We start from the raw sequence: 25,307 nt of genomic DNA on the forward strand, positions 1-25,307 counted from the left end.
ATTCGTAATCAAAAGTGAACTTTTTGAACAACCTCTATTATGGCTTGTTTTGCAGGGCGTTGTCCACTATAATGTTCAAGTCCGGGGCAAAGCCCTGATTCAAGAATAGCAGTTTAAAACCATATGTATACCATACAAAAGTCGTCAGCGATGGCGATTTTTCTTTGTGTGCTCGCAGGAGGAATGAATTCGTGTCATCGATTACTCGTCCCAAACTATCACACTCGACAGCCAACTATCTCATTTTGATTACGGTTATTGTGGTGGCGGGAATAAGTCAGGGGCTTTTGCTACCTGTGCTTTCGATTTTTTTGGAGCAAAAAGGGGTTTCACCAGGTTTAAACGGATTAAACGCCGCCGCGTTGTACATTGGCTCTTTTGCCATGACTCTCGTTGCGGAGAGACTACTGGGTGCATTCGGTTTCAAAAAGTTGATTGTAGGTGGCCTGATATTAGTCATGGTCCCTTTAATACTATTTCCGTATTTTCCAGATATTAAAATATGGTTCATATTGCGTCTGATCGTTGGAATAGGAGATAGCGCACTTCATTATGCGGCTCAGCTCTGGGTGCTACTTGTTACTGCACCTGAAAAGCGTGGACGCTACATATCACTATATGGCATGTCCTACGGGCTGGGCTTCAGTATTGGACCGCTGGGAATTAAGCTGCTTGGCTTCGGTGATGCTGTCCCTTTCTGGGTCTTGTTCATCTGTATAGCAGCAGTGCTTATACTGGTATTAATGAAGCTTCCGGATACAAAACCGGAAAAAGCAGAGCATGGCCAACTGCCTGAACGTCGCTTCCGTCGTAGTCTGGCATGGGCCTGGTATGCACTTTTACCAGCACTCTTATACGGATATATGGAAGCGGGTATGAATAGTAACTTCCCCGTTTATGGGCTACGTATTGGATTCGATACCAATCAGATTTCGTCGTTGCTTCCTTTTATCGGGATTGGAGGTTTGTTCCTTCAATTACCTCTCGGAATGTTGAGTGACCGATATGGGCGGAAGAAGATATTGATGTTTGCGGGCATCAGCGGGGGAATCATCTTCATGCTGGTTCCAGTGGCAGGTACGCATTTCTGGTGGACGCTTGTATTGTTAACAATCGCAGGCGGCCTGGTCGGCTCCTTTTTCTCACTGGGCCTGGCCTATGCCGCAGATATTCTGCCTAAAGTGTTGCTGCCTGCAGCCAACGTCGTGGCGTCTTTTCATTTCACGATTGGAAGTATTATTGGGCCGAATCTGGGTGGTCAGATGATCAACTGGATTTCACCCGGAAGCATGTTCACCTTGCTCGGAATCCTGTACCTTCTTTTCGGCTTGGCAGGTATATTATTTCGTCGTAAACCTGAGTTCGAATCTGTGTTAAAATAGAAGCTGGTGTTCGCATGGAAATTGATGTCCATTTCCGAGTACACTAGTGGTAGGGAAAAACATGGACAAGAGGAGACATCGCGATGATCAGAGTAGAGAACTTGAGTAAATCCGTTGGCGTGGACCGCGTTCCCGTTCTACGGGATATTCGATTTGATATGCAACAGGGTGAAATGATAGCTGTAGTTGGCTCAAGCGGTAGCGGTAAAAGCATGTTGCTTAAATGTTTGGCCATGATGGAAAAATGGGATTCAGGCCGGTTTACGGTGGATGGCGCCGAGATTTTGAAAGAAGGCTGGTCTGGAAAACGGAAAATCAAACGGGAATGGGCATACTTGGAACAGAATCCAGAATTATTTCCCAGACGTACGGCTCTTAAAAATGTATTAATCGGACGATCGGGTCAGACTCCCGTATGGAGAATGGTAACCGGTATGGTACGTTCCGATGATTATATGGGTGCTATGGATTATCTCGAAGGATTGGGATTACTTGATAAAGCACATCAAATAGCAGAGAAGCTCAGTGGTGGCGAGAAGCAGCGTGTTGCTATTGCAAGAGCACTTGCTCATGGTGCCAAAGTCGTTTTGGCGGATGAACCAGTGATTGGTCTTGACCCTCACACAGCAGATTCGGTGCTGGAAACGCTGCGAAAATTATGTGAAGAAGAACGTGCAACAGTCATTGCAGTACTGCCTATTGAGCTTGCTGAGAAACATGCCACACGGATCTGGGGATTGGCAGAAGGTAAGATTGCTTTTGATATTCGTGGACGAAGACTGACACAGCAAGAAAAAAACCAGATTTAAACTATTGAAAAGAGTGATGAGATTGTTTAATTCACGGTGGGGACGCTTTGTAGCAGCAGGAACTATGGCGATTATGCTTGGTTCTGTTCTAAGCGGATGCACAGTTATAAGTGACCCCAAGGGTTTGATGAGAAAACCAATGATGTCCACCGATAAGGAGAAACTGTACAACGTGGTTCAGGTTAAACTGCCGCCAGAGAGTACATTGATTCGTCCCAAGGATATGAATAATACCAGCATGATTCGGGTGGAAGACCTGAATGGGGATGGAACTCGGGAAGCGATTGTTTTTTATGAGACACCAAATGAGAATGTGCGAATCCATGGCATGATTTTGGAAGAGCAGGGAGGCACATGGGTTAAAAAACTTACATTTGATGTGCCGGGAAATGAGTTGCAATCCTTTAAAGTATTGGATATTACGAATGACGGAAATCCGGATATTATTCTTGGTGTAAGCCTGCAGGAGCAGAAAGCCCTGACTGCATATTCCTACAAGGGCGGGGCACTGGAGCAGGTCTTGGGTGGAGTTCCGTATAATCAATATATCATTGATGATGCGCAGGGGAACACGCTGGATTTGAGCGGAGATGGTAAAAGTGATTTTGTTATCATTTCGCTGAACAACAGCGGTTTTGCAACGATTGCGTTATACCAGTACGAAGATGGCAGCTTCAAGGAAGTTGATCGGGTGCAGACCGATTATACCGTTAAAGAAGTTTATAATGCTCTGGGCGGAGAGATTGCCAAAGGACAGATGGGCATTGTACTGGATGCCGAGCTGGATGATCGGAGTTCCTTCTCGCAAATTATGTATGTTAAAGATAACAAGTTAGTCAATGCTTTCAAATCACCGGATCAAACGTATAGAGATGACAAAATTTTAAGCGGTGATGTTGATAATGATGGTATTATTGAGTTTGGGCTCAAAGAGACTCCAAAAGGTTGGGAGCATTACGTATTTGACTCTCGGTTGTGGTTTTACACCTATTATCAGTGGGATGGCAAAGATAGCAAGAAATTTGTCTCATTCCAATTCCGAGATGATGCTGATTTATTCCATCTAAATCTCAAGCCAGAGTGGTACGGTAAGATTACTATTGACACCAAATCGGAGAAGGAAAAATATATTCGATTTAAAATGATTGATACGGACGAAACCGTAGCAGAGATCAAATATTTCACCCTTTCCAAGTGGGAACAGGAGAAGGGTAAAAGCTGGAAGGAAATTACGCGTACCAAAGATCGGGTTATTGCTTCACGGGTAGCACAATCAGAGGCGGGTAAAGATGCACTGAGTAATACTTCTCAGCTGAATAGAAAGGGAGAACTTAATGAGTAAAGTACTTATTCTTGAGGATGAAGAATCCATCCGCAGTTTTATAGTGATTAATTTAAAGAGAAACGGATTCGAAGTGCTTGAAGCGGGTGACGGTCATGAAGCGCTTCGCATACTGCAGACAGTACCGGATATTGATCTGGCTCTGCTGGATGTCATGGTACCAGGTATTGATGGATTCGAGGTGTGTCGACGGATCCGTGAAACCAATGAACGTCTGGGCATCATCTTTCTGACCGCGAAAGTTCAGGAACAGGATAAAGTGTACGCACTCTCCGTTGGTGCAGATGATCACGTCAGCAAGCCTTTCAGCCCAACAGAGTTAATTGCACGTATTCAGTCATTGTTACGCCGCGTGAACGTGCATCGGGAAACTGCGGCAAAGGTTACGTTCCAGTCCGGGCCATTTTCACTGGACCTGATCTCCAAGCAATTCAAAAAACAGAATGAAGCCATTGAGTTGACTCCAACGGAGTTTTCCTTGATTCAGTTTTTCCTGGAAAAAGAAAATACACCGCTCAGCCGCGATGTTTTGTTAGATCACGTATGGGGAAAAGAGTACATGGGTGATCCCAAAATTGTGGATGTCAACATTCGTCGTCTGCGTCAGAAAATTGAGAACAATCCTTCCGAGCCCGAATACCTGCAGACAGTATGGGGTCACGGGTACAAATGGAAGGGCCGGGAGCAATGATTAAAAAAGGCATTACTCGGCAGATCGTACTACATTATTTCTTTGTAGTTTTTCTCGCTCTGCTGTTGGTCGAATTCGTATTTATGTTGGCAGTTCAAAGGTATTATTATGAGAGTATCTACAATACGATTAGTACCCACATTTCTAATTCAAAGGACTTTTTCGAGCCGATCGCTCGTGAGAATACTACGGAGGATGGCAATAATCTGTCTAGACTCCTTGTGAACTTGGCATTGTCCAATACTGAATTGGAAATTTTGGATCTGAACGGGCGCGTATTGGCGAGTTCGACTGCTTTTGAATCTGACCGTGCTGTGCTGCAAACCAGTGATATTATGCAGGCTCTGAATGGGGATATGGGACGCTGGATTGGAAGACAACCGGGTACTGGAGAATCCGTCATGGCCGTTTCACACAAGTTTGATCTGGGCGGCGAAAATACTTATGTTATTCGATATCTGACATCACTTGAAGATGTGAATTCAAAGCTGTTGAATATGGGACTACTCGCCGCTGCCGTCGGTGTTGGCGTGCTTGCTATAGTGTTGATCATCAGTATTGGTATGGCAAATTCCATTGTACGTCCAATTAACAACATCACCGCAGTATCTGCCCAAATGGCTAGAGGACGGCTGGATGTCAGGGTTAAGGGGAATTATAAGCACGAACTGGGCGAATTGGCATCAACACTTAACTTCATGGCACATGAAATCGTGCGCAGTAATCAGATCAAAGATGATTTTATCTCTTCGATCTCACATGAATTAAGAACACCTTTGACCAGTATCAAAGGCTGGAGCGAGACACTGGATTCAGGCGGTTATGATCCGGAAGAAACCCGTATCGGTATGGGTATTATCTCCAAGGAAACCGAACGACTGATTGGACTTGTTGAAGAGATGCTGGATTTCTCCAAATTGCAGCAGAATCAGATGAAGCTGGTCAAAGGAACCGTCAACATTCGTGAAATTGTACAGGAAACGATGTTGAATGTCTGGGCCAAAGCGGAACAAAAACAGGTCCATCTCAAGTTGGAAACGGACGAGACTCGTGCTTATAATGTCCATGGAGACGGTAACAGACTGAAACAAGTCTTCCTGAATGTTGTGGATAATGCGATCAAATTTTCACATGAGAATTCCTGGATCTTCTTGTCGGTCAAAGAGGAGAATGGTCAGATCATTGCAGCTGTTCAGGACACCGGTATCGGAATTAGTGAAGAACATTTAATTAAAGTACGGGACCGTTTCTTCCAGGTGAATCATCAAAATGGGGGAACGGGGCTGGGTCTTGCGATTACGCAAGAACTGGTAGAACTGCATGAGGGAACGATCACGATGCAAAGTGAACTCGGATCGGGGACAACCGTTACGGTTACATTACCGGCTGTGTCTGAGGAGATGGGTCCAGAAGAATCTGTAACCGCGTCTGGTGATGCTGAAGTCACAGATGAGCGAACAGCTAGTGATGCTAGCGATACAAAGTCAGATCTAGAAAAGTCTTAAGGTTTTAAAAGATAAGCGATTTTTCTACCTGATGATCGAGCATGTACGCTTTATAACTTCCATATCAACACAAAAAAAAGGTGAGCCATCCAAGGCTCACCTTTTTTGCATATTCTTATGAAGAAAGTTCGCCAGTGCGCAGGCGTCCACTTTTCTCATATACTTCTTTCAACATACGAACAGGTTGCGTACGGACAGCCGGTTTGGCAGAGACGATCTCGTTAGGTCCAACGACCACAATTTCATCTGCTGTACCTTTAACGATTGCACCGTCCTTGATTATTGCACCTTCACCGATGATGGCACGTTCGATGTGAACCCCACGGCCTATGCGTGCGTTAGGCATAACAACACTGTCTTTAACTTCAGAGCCTTTACCCACTTCTGCACCGCAGAAGATAACGGAACGTTCCGAACGACCTTCGATTGCACAAGAATCGTGAATCATGGAAGTAACATGTTCGATCTTTGTATGTCTTGCTTTGTAAGCACTTGGTTTGGAGCGCCAGTCGCGAGTAAACATCGGCCAGTTTTCTTTTTGCAGACTCCAGTCTTCCTCGTTGTGTAACAGATCCATATGTGCATCCCAAAGGCTCTTAACCGTACCTACGTCTTTCCAATAACCATTAAAGTTATAGACAAAGAGGGGATTATTTTCGTTCAACATTTGAGGAATCACATCTTTACCGAAGTCATGACTGGATTCAGGGTTAGCGGCATCTTGCAAGAGATGGCGTTTCAGATAATCCCATTTGAACATGTAAATGCCCATTGAAGCCAGATTACTTTTTGGTTCAGCCGGTTTCTCGGCAAACTCGGTTACACGCAAATCAGCATCGGCAGCCATGATCCCAAAGCGATGTGCTTCATCCCATGGAACTTCCATAACTGAAATCGTTGCTGCGGCATTATTGGCTTGATGAGCCTCCAACATATCGCGATAATTCATATGATAAATATGGTCACCCGACAAAATTAGAACATTTTCGGGGTTTTGTTGATCAATATAGTCGATATTTTTATAAATAGCATCCGCCGTTCCCAAGTATTCGTCATTTCCTGTATGATAAGATGGAAGCAAGGAGATTCCTGCCTCACTTGAGTTGCCATGTCCCCATGGTTCTCCTCCACCGATGTGATCGTGTAAAGATTCCGCTTGGTACTGCGTCAATACTCCTACAGTATCGATCCCTGAGTTTACGCAGTTACTGAGAGGAAAATCGATGATCCGGTAGTGCCCGCCAAACGGTACAGCGGGTTTTGCGATACTCGAGGTTAAAGGGGCTAATCGCTTCCCTTCTCCTCCCGCCAACAGCATAGCGATGCAATCTTTATTAAACATAATCGTTTCCCTCCCAAAATATTGTGCATTGTAGTACATCATTAACGCAAAGTAGAGCAGATGAAACGATTGTTACTGTAAAAATTCAGAAAAAAGACAACATTTTCTAAACCACCGCATTTTTCTTTTCAACTTGGCTAGACTGGGGTAATGGTTACTGTTATATCTATTTTCTTGAGAAGAAGGTGATCTCTTGGCCATTCAACCGTTAGCACACCCGGACATATTGCCGGAGCATATTTATTTATTTCATGAAGGTAACCTTCATCACAGTTATCGAATGTTGGGCGCGCAGCCTGAGACTTGCGATGGCCTTCGGGGGTATCGCTTTACCGTGTGGGCACCAAATGCCGTAGAAGTAGGACTGGCTCTGGACCGCAATGAATGGAAAGGCGAAAAGGAACCTTTATATAAGATACCCGAATCAGGATTTTGGAGTCGTTTTTTTCCGGAAATTAGCGAAGGAACTTTATACAAGTTCCGTATATTAACGGAAGATGGAACAGAATTGCTCAAAGCGGACCCATATGCGTTTCAAGCAGAGGTTCGACCTCAGACAGCCTCTGTCACCAGTTCAATCGAAGGGTATAAATGGAATGATGGAGCCTGGAGACGCAAACAACGTGCCATGTATAACAAACCTCTACATATTTACGAAATGCACATGGGAACCTGGAAGCGCAAAGAAGACGGAAGCCTCTATAGTTATCGCGAGATGGCTGATTTGCTTGTTCCTTACTTATTAGAAATGAAATATACACATGTTGAAATGATGCCCCTCAGTGAGCATCCATATGACCTTTCGTGGGGCTACCAAAACACAGGGTTTTATGCGCCAACCAGTCGTTATGGGCATCCAAAAGATCTGATGTATCTAGTGGATACACTACATCAGGCAGGGATTGGCGTATTGCTGGATTGGGTACCTGCACATTTTGCCAAAGACGCTCATGGGTTGCGTATGTTTGATGGTACGCCTTTGTATGAGTATGCAGATCCGATGTTAGCAGAGAAGCCAGGCTGGGGCACACTTAGCTTTGACTATTCGAAACCTGAGATTCGTTCATTTCTGATCTCCAATGCTTTATATTGGATGGAGATGTATCATTTTGACGGACTCCGTGTTGATGCGGTTACGAGTATGCTTCGGCTTGATTTTGAGAAGCAGCCAGGACAATATCGTACCAATGATGAAGGTGGTCTTGAGAACAAGGAAGCTGTGGCCTTTTTGCAGCAGCTGAATGAGACAGTGTTCAAATATTTCCCTTATGCATTGATGATGGCTGAAGAATCCAGTGCATGGCCAATGGTGACTTTACCTGTAGATGAAGGTGGTCTGGGTTTCAACTACAAATGGAACATGGGCTGGATGAACGATACGCTTGATTACATGGAATCTGATTTTCATGAGCGTCCTTCCAAACATCATTTGCTGACTTTCCCGGTCGTATACTCCTTTGCTGAAAATTATGTGCTACCTCTGTCACATGACGAGGTTGTTCATGGCAAAAAGTCACTCCTCGACAAGATGCCAGGAACCTATGAGCAGAAATTTGCCGGCATGCGTGCTTTTCTGGGCTATTTTATGACTTTCCCAGGGAAAAAGCTGTTGTTTATGGGTGGAGACTTTGGCCAGTTCATCGAATGGAAAGATGAGGATCAACTGGATTGGTTCTTGCTGGATTATGACAGTCACCGCAATTTGCATAAGTTTGAGCGTGAGCTGTCTAACCTGTACTTGAGCGAAAAAGCTTTGTGGGAGCTTGATCATTCCTTGGACGGTTATGAATGGATCACTCCGGATGATCAGGACCAGAGTGTCATTTCATACGTACGCAAAGGAAAAAAACCTGCGGATACACTCCTTGTGCTCATTAACTTTCAGCCGGTCAAGCGGGAGCGTTACCGGATTGGTGTCATGCGTCCCGGTATGTATACCGAAGTTCTGAACAGTGACCATTCCGTTTACGGCGGTTCAGGCATTACTAATGATATGCAACTGCCTACCGAAAAGATTCCTTTTCATGGGCATCCGCATAGTCTCGAATTGGTATTACCTCCGCTTAGCATCGTGATTCTAAAAAAGAACACACGTCGGAAAACGGATGAATCACCTGCGAGTATAACTTCCGTCAGTTCAAAAACGAAGAATAAAAATGAAAGCAACACGCTCAAACCGAAGAGGAGGACAAAGGCATGAATATTCTATTTGCTGCTGCTGAAGTACATCCATTTATCAAAACAGGAGGCCTTGCTGACGTAATCGGTGCTCTCCCGTTTGCATTGAAGAAGAGCGGGGCAGATGTGCGGGTGATTATGCCTAAGTACAAGGGGATTCCCGATGAGTATAAAGACGCGTTACAGCCCGTAATTACAACGGATGTGCCTCTTGGCTGGCGCAGACCCTATTGTGGAATAGAAATGCTGGTTCATGATGGAATTCCAGTTTATTTTGTGGATAATGAGTATTATTTTGGGCGTGATGGAGTGTACGGTTATATGGATGATGGCGAGCGTTTCGCCTTCTTCAACCGTGCAGTTCTCGAAGTGTTGCCACAGATTGAGTTCAAGCCTGACGTGTTGCACAGTCATGACTGGCATGCAGGAATGATTCCTTTGGTGCTTGAAGCACACTACAGACACGATCCATTCTACAGTGATATTCGTACGGTATTCACCATACATAACTTGTTGTATCAAGGGGTATTCCCGCATCAGTTATTCAGTGATATCCTTGAGCTGGACGATCGATATTTCACCGTGGATGGAGCCGAGTATTACGGTAATGTCAACTTCCTGAAGGCTGGAATTGTCTACGCTGACCATGTAACAACCGTTAGTCCAACTTACGCACAGGAAGTGAAAACATCTTATTACGGATACGGTCTGGACGGACTGCTTAGTTCACTTGGAGATCGATTCAGCGGGATTGTAAATGGCATTGATACCAAGAGCTACAACCCGGCTACAGACACCAAGATCCCGGTGAAATACAGAACAAGTCTGTCCAAGAAAACGGAAAACAAAATTGAGCTGCAAAAGGAACTTGGACTTCCTGTTCGTCCTGATGTACCTCTTATGGTCATGGTCACAAGGCTTGTGGATTCCAAAGGACTTGACTTGGTCTGCCGTATCCTGGATGAATTGTTGTATTATGATGATATTCAATTCGCTGTACTTGGAACAGGGGAGCAGTCCTATGAACATTGGTTCCGTGAAGCCGCGAATCGTTATCCACTTAAAATGTCTGCACAGATCAAGTTCAACGACGGATTATCCCGTCGGTTTTATGCAGGCAGTGATATCTTCCTGATGCCGTCCAGATTCGAACCGTGTGGTATTAGTCAGTTACTGGCTCTGCGGTACGGTAGTGTGCCTCTCGTAAGGGAAACAGGCGGTCTGAACGACACTGTGCAGGCATACAATGAGTTTACTGGAGAAGGGAATGGTTTCTCATTCACAAGCTTTAACGCACATGACATGATGAGTACCATTCGGCGTGCTGAGGAGATCTACAAACAGCCAGAACACTGGAAGAAAATTGTGAAAAATGCAATGGGCGGAGAATACAGCTGGAATGTCTCAGCTGAAGAATATATGGATATTTATCGTCGGATCACACTTGACCCTGTAAATTGATGTAGTCTTGAATGAGTCACAGCATATGATGCTGTGGCTTTTTCTCATCCAAAAAAACACTTCCAAAGTTCAGAATGAAGTATCATCTGAGACGGTGGAAGTGTTTTTCTTTTCTTTTATATGACTGTTTAGAATTTAAACCTCAGTTGTGTTGGATAGTTGCCGGATCAAGCTGTCTGTACAAAATGCGATACCCATAGGGGTCAAGCTTAATGTTCATCATTCCATCGGCTGGAAACACAGGCTCTTCAGTTAATGCATCTTTCCAGTCTTTTGTTTCCATGGGATGAGAAAGCGTTCGATCTTGAGGTGTATTGTTCATCCATACGGTAAAGTGAAGGTTGTCATCCACACGCTCGTAGACGATACAGGGATCATTGTGATCAGCCTTGAGGAATCGGAAGCGTCCTTTGCGCAGGGCTTCATTACTTTTGCGTAAATCAATCATCAGACGATAGAAATCATACAATTCTCTGTCTTGCTTGGCCGGGTCCCATTCCATACATTTTCGACAATCCGGGTCAGCATCACCACTAATCCCAACTTCGTCGCCGTAGAAGATACAAGGTGTACCGATATAGGTGAAAAGAAATACTACCGACAATTTTAATCGTCGTTTGTCTTCTCCTAACCGGGTGAGCAGTCGTGGGGTATCGTGGCTGCACAGCATATTAAAGATCACTTCGTTGGTTTGTTGCGGATAGCGCATAATCAGTGAACCCATCTCGTTGGCAAAGTTATAACCATCCATTGAACCACAGAAGAACTGAAGCACTTTGTCGGCAAATGGATAATTCATGACGGAATCGAATTGATCTCCCATAAGCCAGGTCAAGGAGTCGCTCCATACTTCACCAACAATATAGGCTTCAGGGTTCGCTGCCTTAACGACCTTGCGAAAATCACGCCAGAAGTGGTTGTCCACCTCATTTGCTACATCCAGACGCCACCCATCCAGCTTAATTTCCTTGATCCAGTACTCAGCTACATCCAGTAGATATGCCTTAACCTCAGGGTTGGCTGTATTGAACTTGGGCATGTTGCCATAGAAACCAAATGTATCGTAGGTTGGTATACCATCCTTGATCTGAACCGGATATTCATTGATGTGGAACCAATCGGCATACTTAGAGTTTTTCCCATTCTGGAGAACGTCTTGAAAAGGAGGGAAGTCTTCGCTGCAATGGTTAAACACCGCGTCAAGCATGACACGTATACCCAGGCGATGACATTCTTCTGTCAATTGTTTAAGCAGGGCATTATCACCGAAATGGGGGTCGACTTTTTTATAATCAATTGTGTCGTATTTGTGGTAGGAATTGGCCTGGAATAACGGGGTAAAGTAAATGGCGTTCACGCCAAGTTCAGTTAAGTCATACAGATGATCCAGCACACCTTGCAGATCTCCACCAAAATAATTGTCTAACTCAGGTTTGCCACCCCAGTCATGCGTTTCTATTGGATTCAGCTTGGGGTCTCCATTAGCAAACCGTTCCGTCATGATCTGATAAAAGACGGCTTCTTTGGCCCACTCGGGCACCTTAAACACATCAATTTCATGTATATACGAGAACTCATAATATCCTCCAGTTGGATAGGGGGTCTCATAATGAATTCCGTTATCCGCAAGAAAAACATCTTCTGAACCGGCAGTTATCCGAAATATATAAGTGAGACGTTTGAATTGTGGCTTGACGGCCGCCTCCCAATAATCAAACATGTTATCCGAAGCAGCCTTCTCCAATTGAATTTCCTTGTATGTTCCATTCCAATCGTACTTATCTCCGGTCAGTGCAGTCACGTATTGCACATCATTACGTTTGGTTCGTACGCGCAGATGTATGGTAGACGAATTATAGGCATAAGCCCACTTGTCACGAGGAACATGATACATGGCTTCGAGCAGCATGACAGCACCTCCTGAATATAGGATAAGTTATGAAAACCAGTCTTTAGAACACGCGCTTATAGTTATAATTAACCAAGTTAGCCAGCAAATGAATCGCATTTACTGTAATAAAATGTATTATTTTCATCGTTTTCAAAGGTTTCTTTCACAGCATTTCCAGCTTTGTGCTGAATATACTTACAGCTAATTTAGAAAAAAGGGTGCCCTGAACAGCTTGGAATTCAAGATTGTTCAGGGCACCCCTATATAACATGTTGAAAGTGAATTTTAGCGAATAGCTTGCTCGAACTCCGTGCGGATGGTTTGAAGCAGCTCTGGCTGGCTCAGTACGTCATAGGCTGTTGTTGCAAGTGCCTTGGCTCCCAGAATCATGCCATCCAGCGCACGCTCCTGAAGTGCAAGGTCACGGAAGGCTATGGAGTGCAGTGTATGCACCTCGTCTACAACACGAATGTAGGGATGAATTGCAGGACATTTCAGGGAAACATTACCGATGTCCATAGAGCCGTGATCATTACCACTCACAATCTCTTCTTGCGGGATCCCAAGTTCCATCAGATTTTGACTAAACGCAGCTGAGAATGCTTCATTGGTAACCATCTCGTCATAGGACGTTTCATAGTTGGATGTCACCAGCTTGCATCCTGTCTGGAGAGCAGAACCTTCAGCGATCTGAATCACACGTTCTGTGAGGATATTCAGTTCTTTACGAGTTGCTGCCCGTACATAAAATTGCGCAGAAGCATAGTCAGGAATGATATTTGCTGCCTGACCTCCGTTGTTGATCACACCATGAATCCGAACGGTGCTTTTCACTTGTTGACGGAATGCATTAATCCCGTTGAACGTTTGAATGACGGCATCAAGAGCATTAATACCTTCGTGCGGACTTGCAGCAGCATGTGAAGATCGGCCATGGAATTCAAATTGCACAGCGTCAATCGCCAGCGAGCTGCCTGACTTTTCGTAGGCATAATACGGATGCGCCATAAGGGCAACATCACAGTCATCGAACAAACCTGCTTCCGCCATCGGAACTTTGGCACCACGTGTCTCTTCTGCGGGTGTACCAAATACTTTAATCGTTCCACCTACTTTATCCAGAATAGATTTCAGCCCAACAGCGGCCCCAAGACTCATCATACAGATCAGATGGTGACCACAAGCGTGACCGATCTCCGGCAAGGCGTCATATTCGCACAATAAAGCAATGGTAGGGCCGGGTTTGGCGGCCGAATAGGTTCCGATAAAGGCTGTCTCCAGACCGAGGATTGGAGCCTCTACAGTGAAACCTTGGAAGAGCAGTTCTTCTTTCAAACGGGCAGAAGCGAGATACTCTTCATTTCCCAGTTCGGGGTTGGCACCGATATATGATGAAATGGCTTTAAAACGGGAAGCATATTGATCAATAACCGTCAGAATTTGTGATTTGTAAGCTGTCATTAGTAAACTCCTTATGCAAAAATGAAAATAATTCATTGATTATATCATGTTTGCTTCATTTTTTCAGAAACAAGTCAAGATTTGTAATGTCAAAATGCATTGCATAATCATGCATTGTACTTTATAATGACTCAGTCATCAACATGAGAAGCATACAAAGTATTGTAAGGGGAGAGAAAAAGGTTGAAATTAATAAGTCGTTACACCATGATGCTGTTGACCTTTGTTATTCTGCTGACGACTGCCGTTCCTGTGGCACTTGCAAGTGGAACTACAGATAATTCAAGCAGTAAAAAGCTGGTGCTCGGTACAAGTGCCGATTTTGCACCATATGAATTCCATAAAGTGATTAATGGCAAAGATGAAATCGTTGGCTTCGATATTGAGATCGCCAAAGAGATTGCCAAAGATCTTGGCGCTGAGCTTGTGATTGAGGATATGGGCTTCGACGGTCTTCTGCCTTCATTGCAGAGCGGGCGTGTTGATCTGGTGGTTTCAGGTATGACGCCGACGGATGAACGGAAGAAAAGTATCGATTTTTCCGACACTTATTATAAATCAAAACAAGTGATTATGGTTCGCAATGTGGATAAAGACAAATATCCAAACATGGCAGAACTTGAAAATGCGAAGATTGGCGTGCAGAAAGGCTCCATTCAGGAAACGATCGGACAGAGTATTCCAGGAGCGAAGCTTACTGCGCTGGATAAAATCTCGGATATCGTGCTTCAACTGCAAACAAAACGCATTGACGCGGCAATCGTTGAAGATACCGTTGCTGCAGGTTATCTGGACGATATCATTGGGCTTGCTGCTGCTGTTCCAGACGAAGAGCAAGCAGAAGCGGCAATCGGGATTCGTAAAGGTAATACCGAGCTGCTAGCTGCAGTAAATGGAACACTGGAGCGACTGAAAAGTGAAGATAAAATCAATCAGATGGTGACGGACGCCAGCCTCTTGATGGCGGATAAAGCGAACAAATCACAAAATATTTTCCAAGTATTCTGGGAGTACAAAAGTTTCTATGCTACAGGTGTAGGATACACACTTCTGTTGTCTGCACTTGGGGTTATCTTCGGGGTAATTATTGGATTGATCATCTGTTTGTTCCGTTTGCATGACGCTGCAATCTTGCGCTGGATCGGTACGGCTTACGTTGAAGTGATCCGTGGCACACCGATGTTGGTACAGTTGATGATTATTTACTATGGTTTTTCCCTGAGCTTTGGCATTAACTTCACTGCACTTCAGGCAGGTATCATTACACTTTCAATCAATAGTGGTGCCTATCTGGCGGAGATTTTCCGTGCAGGTATCCAAGGTGTGGATCGTGGTCAGTTGGAGGCAGCGCGTTCATTAGGTATGGGAAGAGGCGCCGCGATGCGTTATATCATATTGCCACAAGCCTTCAAAGCTGTATTACCAGCGATCGGTAATGAATTCATAACTATCATCAAAGAATCCTCCATTATCTCAGTTATCGGTATGGTGGATATTATGTATCAGGCAAGTGTAGTCAAGAACATTACGTACCAAGGCTTGAGTCCATTTTTGATTGCAGCAGCCATCTACTTTGTAATGACGTTCATTTTGTCCAAGCTGCTGGGACGACTGGAAAGGAAGTTGAGTGCAAGTGATAGACGTTAGACAATTACACAAATCTTATGGAAATAACGATGTGCTTAAGGGCATTAACGTGACGATTGGCAAAGGTGAGGTTGTCGTGGTCATCGGTCCTTCCGGTTCAGGTAAAAGTACTTTCTTGCGTTGTCTGAATCTGCTGGAACAGCCTACCTCAGGAGAGATTGATTTTGAAGGCGTGTCAATCACGGACCCCAAGCATAACATTAACGCAACTCGTGAGAAAATGGGCATGGTGTTCCAGCACTTCAACCTGTTCCCACACAAAACGGTAGAGCAAAACATTACGATTGCTCCAATTAAAGTGAAGAAACAATCCACTCAGGAAGCGGAGAAAATCGCCGCTGATCTGCTTAACACCGTGGGCTTGTACGATAAAAAAGATACATTCCCGAATCAGCTGTCTGGTGGACAGAAGCAGCGGATCGCCATTGCTAGAGCATTGGCCATGCAGCCGCATGTGATGCTGTTTGACGAGCCTACGTCGGCACTGGACCCCGAAATGGTCGGTGAAGTGTTGGATGTCATGAAACGTCTTGCAGAAGGCGGGATGACAATGGTCATCGTAACCCATGAGATGGGTTTTGCACGTGAAGTGGGAGACCGAATCCTGTTCATGGATGGCGGGGTTATTGTGGAAGAGGGAACACCTGATGAGGTGTTTGGAGCTCCAAAAAATTCACGTACACGTGATTTTCTTGCCAAAGTACTCTAAACGATGTGATTAAATAGCGTTACTGACTTCGAGTCGGTAACGCTATTTTTTATGGATAATAATCGCGTAAGCATTCGGAAAAGTAACTATTCTGTTACCAAATATAAAGGAATCGGGTCAACCAAATTTTCTGAATTAACCAGTATTCTTACAAATGCTTACATGCTAAAAACCATTTGGTAAGAATTACTACAAGTTCAGGTTACAAAATTGTGATATATTGAACTCTGCCGAAACTTCCGGACAGGGAGTGCGGGGGATGTAACGATGCAGATTGTGCAGGGGGAAGATCTACAGCACACTGCTTGGGGTGAATTAGGGGTACATAACGTTTCAAATGTAACGAAGAACCTATAGGGTGGCTCCTCATCCGAATCCGACAACTAACTTCGCAGGCATAATGAGGGAGGAAGACCATGATTAACAAGAAACGTATAGCCAAAACAGCAGTAGCATTAATGACAACAGCAATGCTCATTCAAGCCGTTCCGGCTCACGCCGATTCAGTTCATGTGGCCAAAGAAGGGGATACCTTCTACACCTTATCAAAACAATATGGAGTAGCACTCAACACGTTGGTTAAAGCAAACAACGACATTTCGGCTTACAACATTTATGGTGGTTTGAAAATTACGATTCCCGGTAAGGCAAACAATGTTGCAGCCGCTGCGGCAACGGAGAGCAAGACCCCAGCCAAAACGGTTACCACAGCAAGTTTGGACGTTAACGCAGATAACAAAGTGGTTCAAGCCTGGGGTAAGACATTCGATTACAGCAAAGCTGTGAACGTAAAAGCAACGGCATACTCTGCAGATCCGTCTGAAAATGGAGGCTGGGGTGCAGTCGATTATTTCGGGAATGACCTTGAACTGGGTACGATTGCAGTTGATCCAAGTGTGATTCCACTTGGAACTAAAGTACTGGTAACTGGTCACAGCCATCCAGGATTGCCAAAACAAGCTTTTGTAGCCACAGCACGTGATGTGGGCGGTGCAATCAAAGGTCACCGGATTGATATCTTTATCCCGGGTAGCAAACAGTCTGTAAGCTCATTTGGTTTTCAGGATATCGAGCTGTACATTCTGAAGTAGAGAGAAAATAACATTTAAAATGAATTCAAATAGGGTGTCTGCCAGTCGCTAATTCGCGATTGAACAGCACCCTTTTAATATTCTCATTTATTTCTATCACGGTCATCTTAATCTTTGGCCTTTGGCAATCCCAGCATTTCGTCCAAGGTGACCAGTTCATATCCCCGATTACGTAGTTCCTCAATGATTTCAGGCAAAGCCTCAATTGTGCCGTTAAGATTTGATCCTACACCTCCTCCAGCATGTTGCAGAACGATGGAGCCAGGTTTCACGGCAGACAGGATGTTATCTTTCACCTGTTCCTTTGAAAGGCCTTTCCAGTCCAGGGAGTCTACGTTCCAGTTCACAATGCTATAGTGTTGTTTGGCAGCCCATCTCAGCTGTTCTTCATTAATGTCTCCATAAGGTGGCCGAATCATCTTGGGCGTATAACCCGCCAAACGTCGAATAATATCCCCGGTATGTAAAATTTGTTTGCGAAAGGCATTCATCGACAGCTTACTGAATTCAGGATGATTGTAGCTGTGATTACCAACCATATGCCCTTCCTTAACGATGCGTTTCACCAGATCCGGATGTTTCTCTGCACGACTACCCACGATGAAGAATGTAGCTCTGACATTGTACTTCTTCAATACATCCAGTACTTGTGGAGTAAACCGTGGATCAGGTACATCATCGAAAGTCAGTGCAACCTTCTTGGTTGAAGGACCATTGGTTTTGAACGTATCGGCATATTTTTGACGTAACTGTCCCAATGTCAGTTGTTCTTCTTCCGCAGAATCCGAACCTGATACGGATTCACTTGGCGGGCTTGAAACATCCCGCGCTGAAACTGGAGCATGATATCCTCCGAGAAAAATAACGATAACCATCAGCATAATGAGGCGTACGCGCATAATATCGGCCTCCTTTTTCAAAATGACGTTCTCCTTGGTATGCCCGGGGGCTCCATAAAATATGCGCAGTGTGAGAAGTTTCATTGCCGATTTAGCTCATGACAGCCATAATTCCTCCATATATAACATATAGAAAAGGATAGGTGGATGGGTATGAGTACATATGATTTGAAATCCATACGTTTACAGGTTATTGAAGCAGGAGAAGATAAGGTTTTTCTCGTTACCGGAGGAAAGGCGCACATTGGCGCCGTAGCCACGTTCTATGTGGATCATGAGCGCGTAAGCGGGACGACAGTACATATTCCTGGGCATAAAGAACAAGAGCTGTGTGAGCGGCTTGCCCGAAAGGCTGCCTTGCAGCTGAAAGTAACCGTTACGGTGATCATGGGTATCCATTTTGATTCCATCACGCGGATGCAGATCGACGAAATCGTGCAGACTGCAGAGAGGTTGATGGAGGATCATCTGAACAAAGATAAACGATCTTCCTAACATAAGAGCCATCGAATGTTTTGATTTTATTTGCTAAAATTGAAACGAGTTGTAGATTGTTACGTATGTATGTTTATATACGATGTAATATCGACTAGGAGGAATAACATAATGTCCATTTTCAAACGTTTGCGTGATCTAACTATGTCTAACATCAACGCCATTATTGACAAGGCGGAAGATCCAATCAAGATGACGGACCAATATATCCGTGACATGCAAGAGGATCTGGAAGATGCGGAGAAAGCAGTAGCTCAACAGATCGCCATTGAGAAGAAATTCAAGCAGTTATTCGAAGAGCAGGAAGCTCTTGTGAAGAAACGTGAAGAGCAGGCGCATACGGCGGCACGTGCTCAGAATCTGGATTTGGCTCGACGTGCCCTGGAAGAGAAAAAGGCTGCTGAAGAGAAGATGGCTGAGTACAAAACCAGCTATGACCAAAACAAGGCTTCTGCAGATAACCTGCGTGGCAAGCTCGACGAGATGCGTAAGCAGTTGACTCAAATGAAGAACAAACGTGAAACACTGGTAGCCCGTTATAATGCAGCAAAAGCCCAAACGGAAATCAACAAAGCGTTGAATGGGTTTGGCTCTGATACTGCAAGTGCTGGTATGAAGCGTATGGAAGAGAAAATGATGCAGATGGAAGCACAGGCCGAAGCAAGTAACGAAATGTCTTCCAAAGGCAAGTCTTTGGATGATGAGTTCGAGAAGTTGGGTAAAGATCAGGCTGTTGAAGACGAACTCGCAGCATTGATGAAACAGTACGATAATAAGAACTAATACCTTGGTTGTCAGCAAGGTTAACCAGCGGAGGAGAAGAGTATTTCTCCTTCGCTTTTAAATGCGGTTCATGTTGATATGTGGGGGCTGTGTAAATGGATTTGAACATTTTGGCGATGCTGGTCTGGACCGGATCTGGTTCGGTTTTGCTGTTTGTCCTGATGTATGTTGATTCACTGTTCACGAAATATAAGGATTTTGCTGAAGTTAAGGCCGGCAATATGGCCGTTACGACACGTATGGTTATGAAATTATTTGCACAAGGATATGTACTCGCTACGTCCATTTCTACGGCCGGTCACCTGGGAGAAGCACTGCTGGTCTCCGTTGTATCCTTTATCATTTTGTTGATTCTGGAGAGTGTTGTACACTTTATGATTCGCAAATGGGCCAATCTGGATCTGGATACGGGAATTCAGCAAGGGAAGACAGGATACGGGTTGTTCTCTGGCGCTTTACATATCGTGGGCGCACTGATTATTGCAGCTTGTTTATAAGATAAGGAACAGGAGTAATTCTCATGAGTGTATGGAAACGAATTAAAGGAATACTAACGAAACCTGAACCACCGCAGGCAGAGAAAACGATGCTTCAGCTTGCACCTGGTGATATCTGTGAGGTTTCTCTGGTCACTTATGAAGTCGTTGGTCGGGTACAAAATCGTGCTCGAAATGCAGTTGTGCTCACGCTACAAGATGGTACCGCATTTCGATATTTGCATATCGAAGAACGGGAACTCACACGTTACGCCCTATATACACCAATTGATGGCAGGCTTGATGCGCCTGATGAGGTGCCTACATTGCTGGACCTGGATGGACGCGCATTTCATCTGGAGGAAGAGTATGGAGGCATGGTATCAACTGCAGGTAGAACTCCATATGGCCAGGCTGGAGAACAATTGGTATGGCAGTATCAGTCGGATGATAATATGCTTCTTCGGGTGGAGTGGCAAGACAGAAGATTTACACTGTATGAGGGTGAGTCCATTCTTCCTGCGGATATCAAAGTGATTCGTTCGAGCTAGGAGAGGTTCCAATGAAAAAACGCTTGGCACATGGATTAAAATTAATGCTGGTACTCAGCCTTGTGATGTCTCTGTTGTCCGCGTGCGGAGCAGCACCTTCTGTTCAGGACACCTATCCGCTTGAATCGGTTAACGGCAGTGGTAACTCAACGTCCTATGTGTACCGGGCTTCGGACCGTACCGTTCCGGAAGTGGCTCAGGAATTGTCTGACCAGCGGCAACCGGATCAGATCTCGGCAGAGAACACAGAGCGTATGTTCCTCGTGTATCAGGACGAGTATTATCACCTGCAACAAGATCCGAACAAGCCCGAGGATACCTTGGTTGAGGTGGACTCCAAGGAATATGTTCGGCAGAACTACGATTCATCTTTTTTACAAGGTTACCTCACCGCTACATTAATTGGTAATCTGTTCGATTCTTTTGGCGGGCGAGGTTATGGCAACTATCGAGGATATACCAATAAAGATACGTATAAACCGAGTGCAGGATCTTATCGTGCACCAACAAGTAATGACAAGAAGCTTGCTCCACCTATTACTGTTGATCGGAAAGGTACGATTACAAGGCGCGGAAGCGATAAAGATTCAAGCGTGGGATCTGGCGGAGGATTATTCAACCGCAACAAGGATCAGAGCAAGGGAACCATTGATCGCAACAAGAGCAGTGGTGGGTTGTTTGATTCACCTAAGAAATCCTATAAAAAACCAAAAACCAGAGTGGGCGGCGGCCGAATTAAGAGGCGAAGATAATAAACATCTAATCATAAGGATGGCTGTCAATCGCATAGTTCATTTAAGAACAGTGACAAGGGAAGGCGGATTCACCTCGCCGGCATATGACCTTGGAACTGTTCTTTTTGGTTTACGATTTGCGAACATGATTGGACTTGCGTACGCGGGGAATCGTTGTAGCAGGCTGCTTGCGAATCCAGCGGATAAATGGAATCATTCGTTCAGCTTGTCTCAAGGATTGCAGATCCGTGAGACCAAGGGTTACAATGTCGCGATTGGTGTATAGCGAATGAATCTGTTTGTGACAGGGGATACACAGGTTGGCCGTTGGCAGAAATGTTCCGCCCATTTCTTTGGGTGTCAGATGATGAACGGTCGTATTCACAGGTTCTCTTCCGCATAATTCACATCGTTTACTCATGATCATCGCCTCCCTTTGTCAATTATATTATGGGCAGACAAGATGCCTTTCATGTTGAACAAAGGTCAAGGAATGTTACACCTGTAAGAAATAAGATTTTGTCAGAGGATTCAATAAGTGATGTACTTGTTATCTTACAGTATTCGGGCTACACTTTCTTAAAGGATGATAGTCTTTAGGAGGTAAGAATACTTTTGAAAATGAACTCACATTCACATGATATGACAACTGCCAAATTCAATCGTACAGCTGTACAGGTACCGGATGCCCAAGCTAAAATAGCTGCAAGAGTTACTGTAGGCTCCATAGAGAAAGTTCATCTTGAATCTGCTCATGGCCGCACACTTGCAGAGACGATTCAGGCACCCCATCCGTATCCATTCTTCCGGAGATCGGGTATGGATGGATTCGCGATTATCAGTACAGATACTATAGATGCATCGAGTGATCATCAAGTTTGGTTTCGAGTCATTGATGAAGTTCCTTGCGGCTACACTTCGGATCACACCATTGTTTCAGGTACAACGGCTCGCATCATGACCGGTGCACAGGTTCCGGAAGGTGCGGATGCGGTGGTCATGATGGAGATGACTGAGAGCAAGGTAGAGGACGGAGAACAGTGGATTGCATTGAAACGGCACATATTGTCGGGTGCTAACATCACCCCAATCGGACTGGAAGTCCAAGAGGGACAGCAATTGCTCGAAGCAGGAACGATCATCAGGGCAGGAGAACAGTCCGTGTTAGCTACTTTTGGCATAGCAGAAGTTTCCGTATTTCAACGTCCAAAGGTGGCGATATTCGCAACCGGCACGGAATTGCTTGATGTAGATGAGCCATTACAACCAGGTCGGATTCGGAACAGCAACAGTTACATGCTGCGCTCTCTGGTTGTTGAGGCAGGTGGAGAGCCTGTGATGTACGGTTCTATTGCAGACGATGTGAATACGGCAAGGGCCAAACTGGAAGAAGCCATTCAAGATAATGATATCGTAGTGACCACAGGCGGTGTATCCGTCGGGGATTATGATATTATGGGTGAACTTGTGCTGGAAGAACATGTGGAGATGTTGTTTAACAAAGTGACGATGCGACCAGGCAGTGTGACCACAGCTGCTATATATAAAGATAAATTGCTTTTTGCACTTTCCGGTAACCCGGGGGCTTGTTTTGTAGGTTTTGGTCTGTTTGTTCGTCCAACCATTCGTTCCATGCAGGCGGATGCTCATCCTTATATGGAAGAATGGACTGCGATCTTGGAAGAAGAGTACACCAAAGTTAATAATTTTACACGGTTCGTACGTGGACGCACAGAGATCCGCAACGGGATGGTGTACGCGATACCGGCTGCTGCCCGTGTAGATGAATCCAGCGTGATGATAACCATTAAGGACAGTGATTGCCTGATTGTTGTTCCACCTGAGAAAAAAGGTATTCCTGCGGGTGAGCAGGTACGCATTCTCAAACTGCCCTCAGGTCATGTGAGGTAGTGGTAGATGACTACAATGAGTGATACAAAACCACATATCATACAGATTGTTGGATACAAAAACACGGGTAAGACAACCCTGACAGCCGCGCTGATCGGGCACTTTTCTTCTATGGGACTTAAAGTAGCGGCAATTAAGCATGATGGACATGACCATTTTGAGATGGATCAAGAAGGAACGGATTCGTATCGATTTGGAGAGGCTGGGGCCTCGGCGGTGGTTGTTATTTCAGAGAAACGTACTGCGATTATGGAGCGACAGTCAACCAAGCTGGAGGATATGTTAATTCATCTGTCCGGTTATGATTGGATTGTTGTTGAAGGATTCAAGGATGCTTCTTATCCTAAATTCGTGATGGTTCGAGAAGAGAAAGATCTGACCTTGGTTGATCAGCTTGAAGGGGTAGTAGGTATAATCTCATGGTTACCTTCAGAGCAGTTTATAGAGCGAAGCAGAGATACATGGTATTCGGTTCATGAAACGAAGGATATAGCCAAAGCGTTGTTAGCGATGGTTGAGAGCGAGTGTAGGCAGAAAGGTGAAGTCTAATGGTAGAAACGTCAATAAGTAGGATATTATGGTATGTGAACATGATTGAATGTACTGTGAGTGTGACTGATCGTTTACGGATACAACGTAATTATTATTATGTAAACCAAGTTATTTCTGCTTATGCTATTCTCTTTGAATAATGCAAAAAGACAAAAAGCAGCAGACCTTTCTCGGATCGAAATCCTTGATGCGGTTTGCTGCTTTTATTATGTTCGGGATGTTACATTCCTTCGTCGGTACGACGTTCGATGGCTTCGGACATCGTTTTGTCGGTAAGGTGAGCATAGATCTCGGTCGTTTCCGTAGAAGCGTGTCCAAGCTGCTCCTTCGTTTTGTAAATATCATTTTGCAAATAATAGTCGGTTGCGAATGAATGGCGTAATTTGTGCACGGTCAAGTATGGTTTGCCAAAGCGCTTGGCGTATTTCATAATCATGGCCTGGATCGCTCTTTTGGTCATTCGACTGCCTTCTGAATCTCCGTTACGCAAAGCAATGAACAGACCTTTCTCCCGCTTGGGCGTACGGTAACGTGATTGCCGCAGGTTCATATAAGTCGCGAGTTCGTCCTTGGCCTGTTCCCTGAAATAAACGGGTGTTTTGTACGTCTCATCATTATTACCTTTGCGATAAACATACAAGAGTTTGTTGTTCAGATCGAGATCATCGACGTTCAGGTTCACAACTTCCGACACCCGTAAACCTGAATTGAGGATCAGGCTGGCAATGCAGGCGTCCCGTTCTTTGTTGATTTCATGGGAGTACAGGGCCTGCTTGTTCTTTTCCATATCAACAGCGTAACCTTCAAGGATATAGCCGATAAATTCCAGCAGTTCCTCTTCCTCCAGGATTTTACCTTTGAGTTTGGCAGCGGTGTCCTTGGGTTTATGGGTACGCTTGATCTCGATTTTGGCCATAATGTTCCGCTTCAGCAAAGGATAAAAGTCTTCATCTTCCGCAATTTGGCTCAGGTAATGAAAAAGGGAGCGAAGGGAAGAGAGTTTGCGAGATACGGTAATTCTGGAATTGGTTCCTTCCCGTTTGGTTGTAAGAAATAACCGATAGGCGGTAACCGAATCCATGCGAAGGACTTCCAGTTCAGTCAAGGTAACTTCTTTATTAGAGCTTGCCTCGGATAGCCCCTCTGCTCGCAACCATCCGAAGAAAGCTTCGTAATCTCTCAGATATTCGAGCAGGGTAGAGGGGGACAGGTCAGGCAGTTTGTAGTCCATGAATTGCTGAACGAACCAAGGCATGGAAGGTAGTTTGTCATCCAGCTTGCGTCGATCAATCTCTTTTTGCACGTTGGTCAAGTTCGACACCTCCATGTGAAAAACATATAAGATTAATATTCAATTTAATAGTATTCTATGCTCTAGTGTACCATAATTTACATGC

The 25,307-nt window shown here is 44.8% G+C and carries 23 protein-coding genes and 1 riboswitch; of the genes, 17 read left to right on the forward strand and 6 right to left on the reverse strand.

Annotated elements, in window-relative coordinates; translation table 11 throughout:
- Positions 1-191 precede the first annotated feature (191 nt).
- The 5 genes from MHB71_RS07390 to MHB71_RS07410 all read left to right on the forward strand — a co-directional run bounded on the left by MHB71_RS07390 (position 192) and on the right by MHB71_RS07410 (position 5,729).
- On the forward strand, positions 192-1,382 hold the full coding sequence (locus tag MHB71_RS07390; RefSeq protein ID WP_340029188.1) for an MFS transporter: 1,191 nt from the start codon (positions 192-194) through the stop codon (positions 1,380-1,382).
- 83 nt (positions 1,383-1,465) lie between these two features.
- Complete coding sequence (locus MHB71_RS07395; protein WP_036613671.1) at positions 1,466-2,191, forward strand: ATP-binding cassette domain-containing protein; 726 nt, start codon at positions 1,466-1,468, stop codon at positions 2,189-2,191.
- A gap of 22 nt (positions 2,192-2,213) precedes the next feature.
- Complete coding sequence (locus MHB71_RS07400) at positions 2,214-3,533, forward strand: hypothetical protein (protein ID WP_143781232.1); 1,320 nt, start codon at positions 2,214-2,216, stop codon at positions 3,531-3,533.
- Positions 3,526-4,224: a response regulator transcription factor gene (locus tag MHB71_RS07405; RefSeq protein WP_017688086.1), complete on the forward strand. Its 699-nt coding sequence runs from the start codon at positions 3,526-3,528 to the stop codon at positions 4,222-4,224. Before MHB71_RS07400 ends, MHB71_RS07405 begins: the two co-directional genes overlap by 8 nt.
- Positions 4,221-5,729 (forward strand): HAMP domain-containing sensor histidine kinase, encoded by a 1,509-nt coding sequence (locus MHB71_RS07410; RefSeq protein WP_340029189.1) that lies wholly within the window; start codon positions 4,221-4,223, stop codon positions 5,727-5,729. The genes MHB71_RS07405 and MHB71_RS07410 overlap by 4 nt, the downstream gene beginning before the upstream one ends.
- Positions 5,730-5,844: 115 nt before the next feature.
- Here the strand turns inward: MHB71_RS07410 and MHB71_RS07415 are convergent, their stop codons facing one another.
- Complete coding sequence (locus tag MHB71_RS07415; protein WP_100527400.1) at positions 5,845-7,071, reverse strand: glucose-1-phosphate adenylyltransferase; 1,227 nt, start codon at positions 7,069-7,071, stop codon at positions 5,845-5,847.
- 193 nt (positions 7,072-7,264) lie between these two features.
- On the opposite strand from MHB71_RS07415, the gene glgB reads away from it, so the two are divergent.
- Together glgB and glgA are read left to right on the forward strand one after the other, a co-directional pair.
- On the forward strand, positions 7,265-9,271 hold the full coding sequence (gene glgB, locus MHB71_RS07420; RefSeq protein ID WP_100527401.1) for a 1,4-alpha-glucan branching protein GlgB: 2,007 nt from the start codon (positions 7,265-7,267) through the stop codon (positions 9,269-9,271).
- Positions 9,268-10,710: a glycogen synthase GlgA gene (glgA, locus tag MHB71_RS07425; protein ID WP_340029190.1), complete on the forward strand. Its 1,443-nt coding sequence runs from the start codon at positions 9,268-9,270 to the stop codon at positions 10,708-10,710. The genes glgB and glgA overlap by 4 nt, the downstream gene beginning before the upstream one ends.
- Before the next feature lie 142 nt (positions 10,711-10,852).
- On the opposite strand, the gene MHB71_RS07430 is transcribed toward glgA, so the two are convergent.
- Together MHB71_RS07430 and MHB71_RS07435 are read right to left on the reverse strand one after the other, a co-directional pair.
- A complete protein-coding gene (locus MHB71_RS07430; RefSeq protein WP_340029191.1) occupies positions 10,853-12,619 on the reverse strand; it encodes an alpha-glycosidase in 1,767 nt (588 codons plus the stop codon).
- A 267-nt stretch (positions 12,620-12,886) separates the two neighbouring features.
- Positions 12,887-14,062, reverse strand: coding sequence for a M20 family metallopeptidase (locus MHB71_RS07435; protein ID WP_340029192.1), 1,176 nt, complete (start codon positions 14,060-14,062; stop codon positions 12,887-12,889).
- A gap of 183 nt (positions 14,063-14,245) precedes the next feature.
- Here MHB71_RS07435 and MHB71_RS07440 point away from each other — a divergent pair, with 183 nt between their 5' ends.
- From MHB71_RS07440 to MHB71_RS07450, 3 genes are all read left to right on the forward strand, one after another.
- Positions 14,246-15,709: an ABC transporter substrate-binding protein/permease gene (locus MHB71_RS07440; RefSeq protein WP_083669604.1), complete on the forward strand. Its 1,464-nt coding sequence runs from the start codon at positions 14,246-14,248 to the stop codon at positions 15,707-15,709.
- Positions 15,696-16,418: an amino acid ABC transporter ATP-binding protein gene (locus MHB71_RS07445; protein ID WP_036613682.1), complete on the forward strand. Its 723-nt coding sequence runs from the start codon at positions 15,696-15,698 to the stop codon at positions 16,416-16,418. The genes MHB71_RS07440 and MHB71_RS07445 overlap by 14 nt, the downstream gene beginning before the upstream one ends.
- Positions 16,419-16,636: 218 nt before the next feature.
- Positions 16,637-16,832, forward strand: a riboswitch (cyclic di-AMP (ydaO/yuaA leader).
- Between the two features lie 2 nt (positions 16,833-16,834).
- Positions 16,835-17,509: a 3D domain-containing protein gene (locus MHB71_RS07450; RefSeq protein WP_076250262.1), complete on the forward strand. Its 675-nt coding sequence runs from the start codon at positions 16,835-16,837 to the stop codon at positions 17,507-17,509.
- A 107-nt stretch (positions 17,510-17,616) separates the two neighbouring features.
- Here MHB71_RS07450 and MHB71_RS07455 read toward each other — a convergent pair whose 3' ends face one another.
- On the reverse strand, positions 17,617-18,408 hold the full coding sequence (locus MHB71_RS07455) for a polysaccharide deacetylase family protein (protein ID WP_340029193.1): 792 nt from the start codon (positions 18,406-18,408) through the stop codon (positions 17,617-17,619).
- 153 nt (positions 18,409-18,561) lie between these two features.
- Here MHB71_RS07455 and MHB71_RS07460 point away from each other — a divergent pair, with 153 nt between their 5' ends.
- The 5 genes from MHB71_RS07460 (at position 18,562) to MHB71_RS07480 (ending at position 21,465) form a co-directional block, all read left to right on the forward strand.
- Positions 18,562-18,903 (forward strand): hypothetical protein, encoded by a 342-nt coding sequence (locus MHB71_RS07460; protein ID WP_051447323.1) that lies wholly within the window; start codon positions 18,562-18,564, stop codon positions 18,901-18,903.
- A gap of 111 nt (positions 18,904-19,014) precedes the next feature.
- Positions 19,015-19,686 carry a PspA/IM30 family protein gene (locus MHB71_RS07465; RefSeq protein WP_339193702.1) on the forward strand — a complete coding sequence of 224 codons (672 nt, stop codon included), beginning with the start codon at positions 19,015-19,017 and terminating at the stop codon, positions 19,684-19,686.
- Positions 19,687-19,781: 95 nt separating this feature from the next.
- On the forward strand, positions 19,782-20,183 hold the full coding sequence (locus MHB71_RS07470) for a DUF350 domain-containing protein (RefSeq protein WP_036613690.1): 402 nt from the start codon (positions 19,782-19,784) through the stop codon (positions 20,181-20,183).
- 23 nt (positions 20,184-20,206) lie between these two features.
- A complete protein-coding gene (locus MHB71_RS07475) occupies positions 20,207-20,713 on the forward strand; it encodes a DUF4178 domain-containing protein (RefSeq protein ID WP_076210134.1) in 507 nt (168 codons plus the stop codon).
- 11 nt (positions 20,714-20,724) lie between these two features.
- Positions 20,725-21,465, forward strand: coding sequence for a DUF4247 domain-containing protein (locus MHB71_RS07480; protein ID WP_017688102.1), 741 nt, complete (start codon positions 20,725-20,727; stop codon positions 21,463-21,465).
- A gap of 112 nt (positions 21,466-21,577) precedes the next feature.
- Here the strand turns inward: MHB71_RS07480 and MHB71_RS07485 are convergent, their stop codons facing one another.
- Positions 21,578-21,868 (reverse strand): HNH endonuclease, encoded by a 291-nt coding sequence (locus MHB71_RS07485; protein ID WP_340029194.1) that lies wholly within the window; start codon positions 21,866-21,868, stop codon positions 21,578-21,580.
- 200 nt (positions 21,869-22,068) lie between these two features.
- On the opposite strand from MHB71_RS07485, the gene glp reads away from it, so the two are divergent.
- Both glp and mobB read left to right on the forward strand, forming a co-directional pair.
- Positions 22,069-23,358 (forward strand): gephyrin-like molybdotransferase Glp, encoded by a 1,290-nt coding sequence (glp, locus tag MHB71_RS07490; protein ID WP_340030137.1) that lies wholly within the window; start codon positions 22,069-22,071, stop codon positions 23,356-23,358.
- A 6-nt stretch (positions 23,359-23,364) separates the two neighbouring features.
- Complete coding sequence (gene mobB, locus MHB71_RS07495; protein WP_340029195.1) at positions 23,365-23,907, forward strand: molybdopterin-guanine dinucleotide biosynthesis protein B; 543 nt, start codon at positions 23,365-23,367, stop codon at positions 23,905-23,907.
- Positions 23,908-24,130: 223 nt separating this feature from the next.
- On the opposite strand, the gene xerS is transcribed toward mobB, so the two are convergent.
- Positions 24,131-25,222, reverse strand: a complete 1,092-nt coding sequence (xerS, locus tag MHB71_RS07500) for a tyrosine recombinase XerS (protein ID WP_268748590.1) — start codon at positions 25,220-25,222, stop codon at positions 24,131-24,133.
- Positions 25,223-25,307 lie beyond the last annotated feature (85 nt).

Origin of the sequence: Paenibacillus sp. FSL H7-0940, assembly GCF_037979415.1 — a bacterium.
Lineage (GTDB): Bacteria > Bacillota > Bacilli > Paenibacillales > Paenibacillaceae > Paenibacillus > Paenibacillus amylolyticus.

What these genes read in the sequence shown, in the direction of transcription:
- MHB71_RS07395 (WP_036613671.1), top strand. Translation starts at nt 1,466, where the DNA reads ATGATCAGAGTAGAGAACTTGAGTAAATCCGTTGGCGTGGACCGCGTT.
- MHB71_RS07405 (WP_017688086.1), top strand. Translation starts at nt 3,526, where the DNA reads ATGAGTAAAGTACTTATTCTTGAGGATGAAGAATCCATCCGCAGTTTT.
- MHB71_RS07410 (WP_340029189.1), top strand. Translation starts at nt 4,221, where the DNA reads ATGATTAAAAAAGGCATTACTCGGCAGATCGTACTACATTATTTCTTT.
- MHB71_RS07415 (WP_100527400.1), bottom strand. Translation starts at nt 7,071, where the DNA reads ATGTTTAATAAAGATTGCATCGCTATGCTGTTGGCGGGAGGAGAAGGG.
- glgA (WP_340029190.1), top strand. Translation starts at nt 9,268, where the DNA reads ATGAATATTCTATTTGCTGCTGCTGAAGTACATCCATTTATCAAAACA.
- MHB71_RS07430 (WP_340029191.1), bottom strand. Translation starts at nt 12,619, where the DNA reads ATGCTGCTCGAAGCCATGTATCATGTTCCTCGTGACAAGTGGGCTTAT.
- MHB71_RS07435 (WP_340029192.1), bottom strand. Translation starts at nt 14,062, where the DNA reads ATGACAGCTTACAAATCACAAATTCTGACGGTTATTGATCAATATGCT.
- MHB71_RS07450 (WP_076250262.1), top strand. Translation starts at nt 16,835, where the DNA reads ATGATTAACAAGAAACGTATAGCCAAAACAGCAGTAGCATTAATGACA.
- MHB71_RS07455 (WP_340029193.1), bottom strand. Translation starts at nt 18,408, where the DNA reads ATGCGCGTACGCCTCATTATGCTGATGGTTATCGTTATTTTTCTCGGA.
- MHB71_RS07460 (WP_051447323.1), top strand. Translation starts at nt 18,562, where the DNA reads ATGAGTACATATGATTTGAAATCCATACGTTTACAGGTTATTGAAGCA.
- MHB71_RS07465 (WP_339193702.1), top strand. Translation starts at nt 19,015, where the DNA reads ATGTCCATTTTCAAACGTTTGCGTGATCTAACTATGTCTAACATCAAC.
- MHB71_RS07470 (WP_036613690.1), top strand. Translation starts at nt 19,782, where the DNA reads ATGGATTTGAACATTTTGGCGATGCTGGTCTGGACCGGATCTGGTTCG.
- MHB71_RS07475 (WP_076210134.1), top strand. Translation starts at nt 20,207, where the DNA reads ATGAGTGTATGGAAACGAATTAAAGGAATACTAACGAAACCTGAACCA.
- MHB71_RS07480 (WP_017688102.1), top strand. Translation starts at nt 20,725, where the DNA reads ATGAAAAAACGCTTGGCACATGGATTAAAATTAATGCTGGTACTCAGC.
- MHB71_RS07485 (WP_340029194.1), bottom strand. Translation starts at nt 21,868, where the DNA reads ATGAGTAAACGATGTGAATTATGCGGAAGAGAACCTGTGAATACGACC.
- glp (WP_340030137.1), top strand. Translation starts at nt 22,069, where the DNA reads ATGAACTCACATTCACATGATATGACAACTGCCAAATTCAATCGTACA.
- mobB (WP_340029195.1), top strand. Translation starts at nt 23,365, where the DNA reads ATGACTACAATGAGTGATACAAAACCACATATCATACAGATTGTTGGA.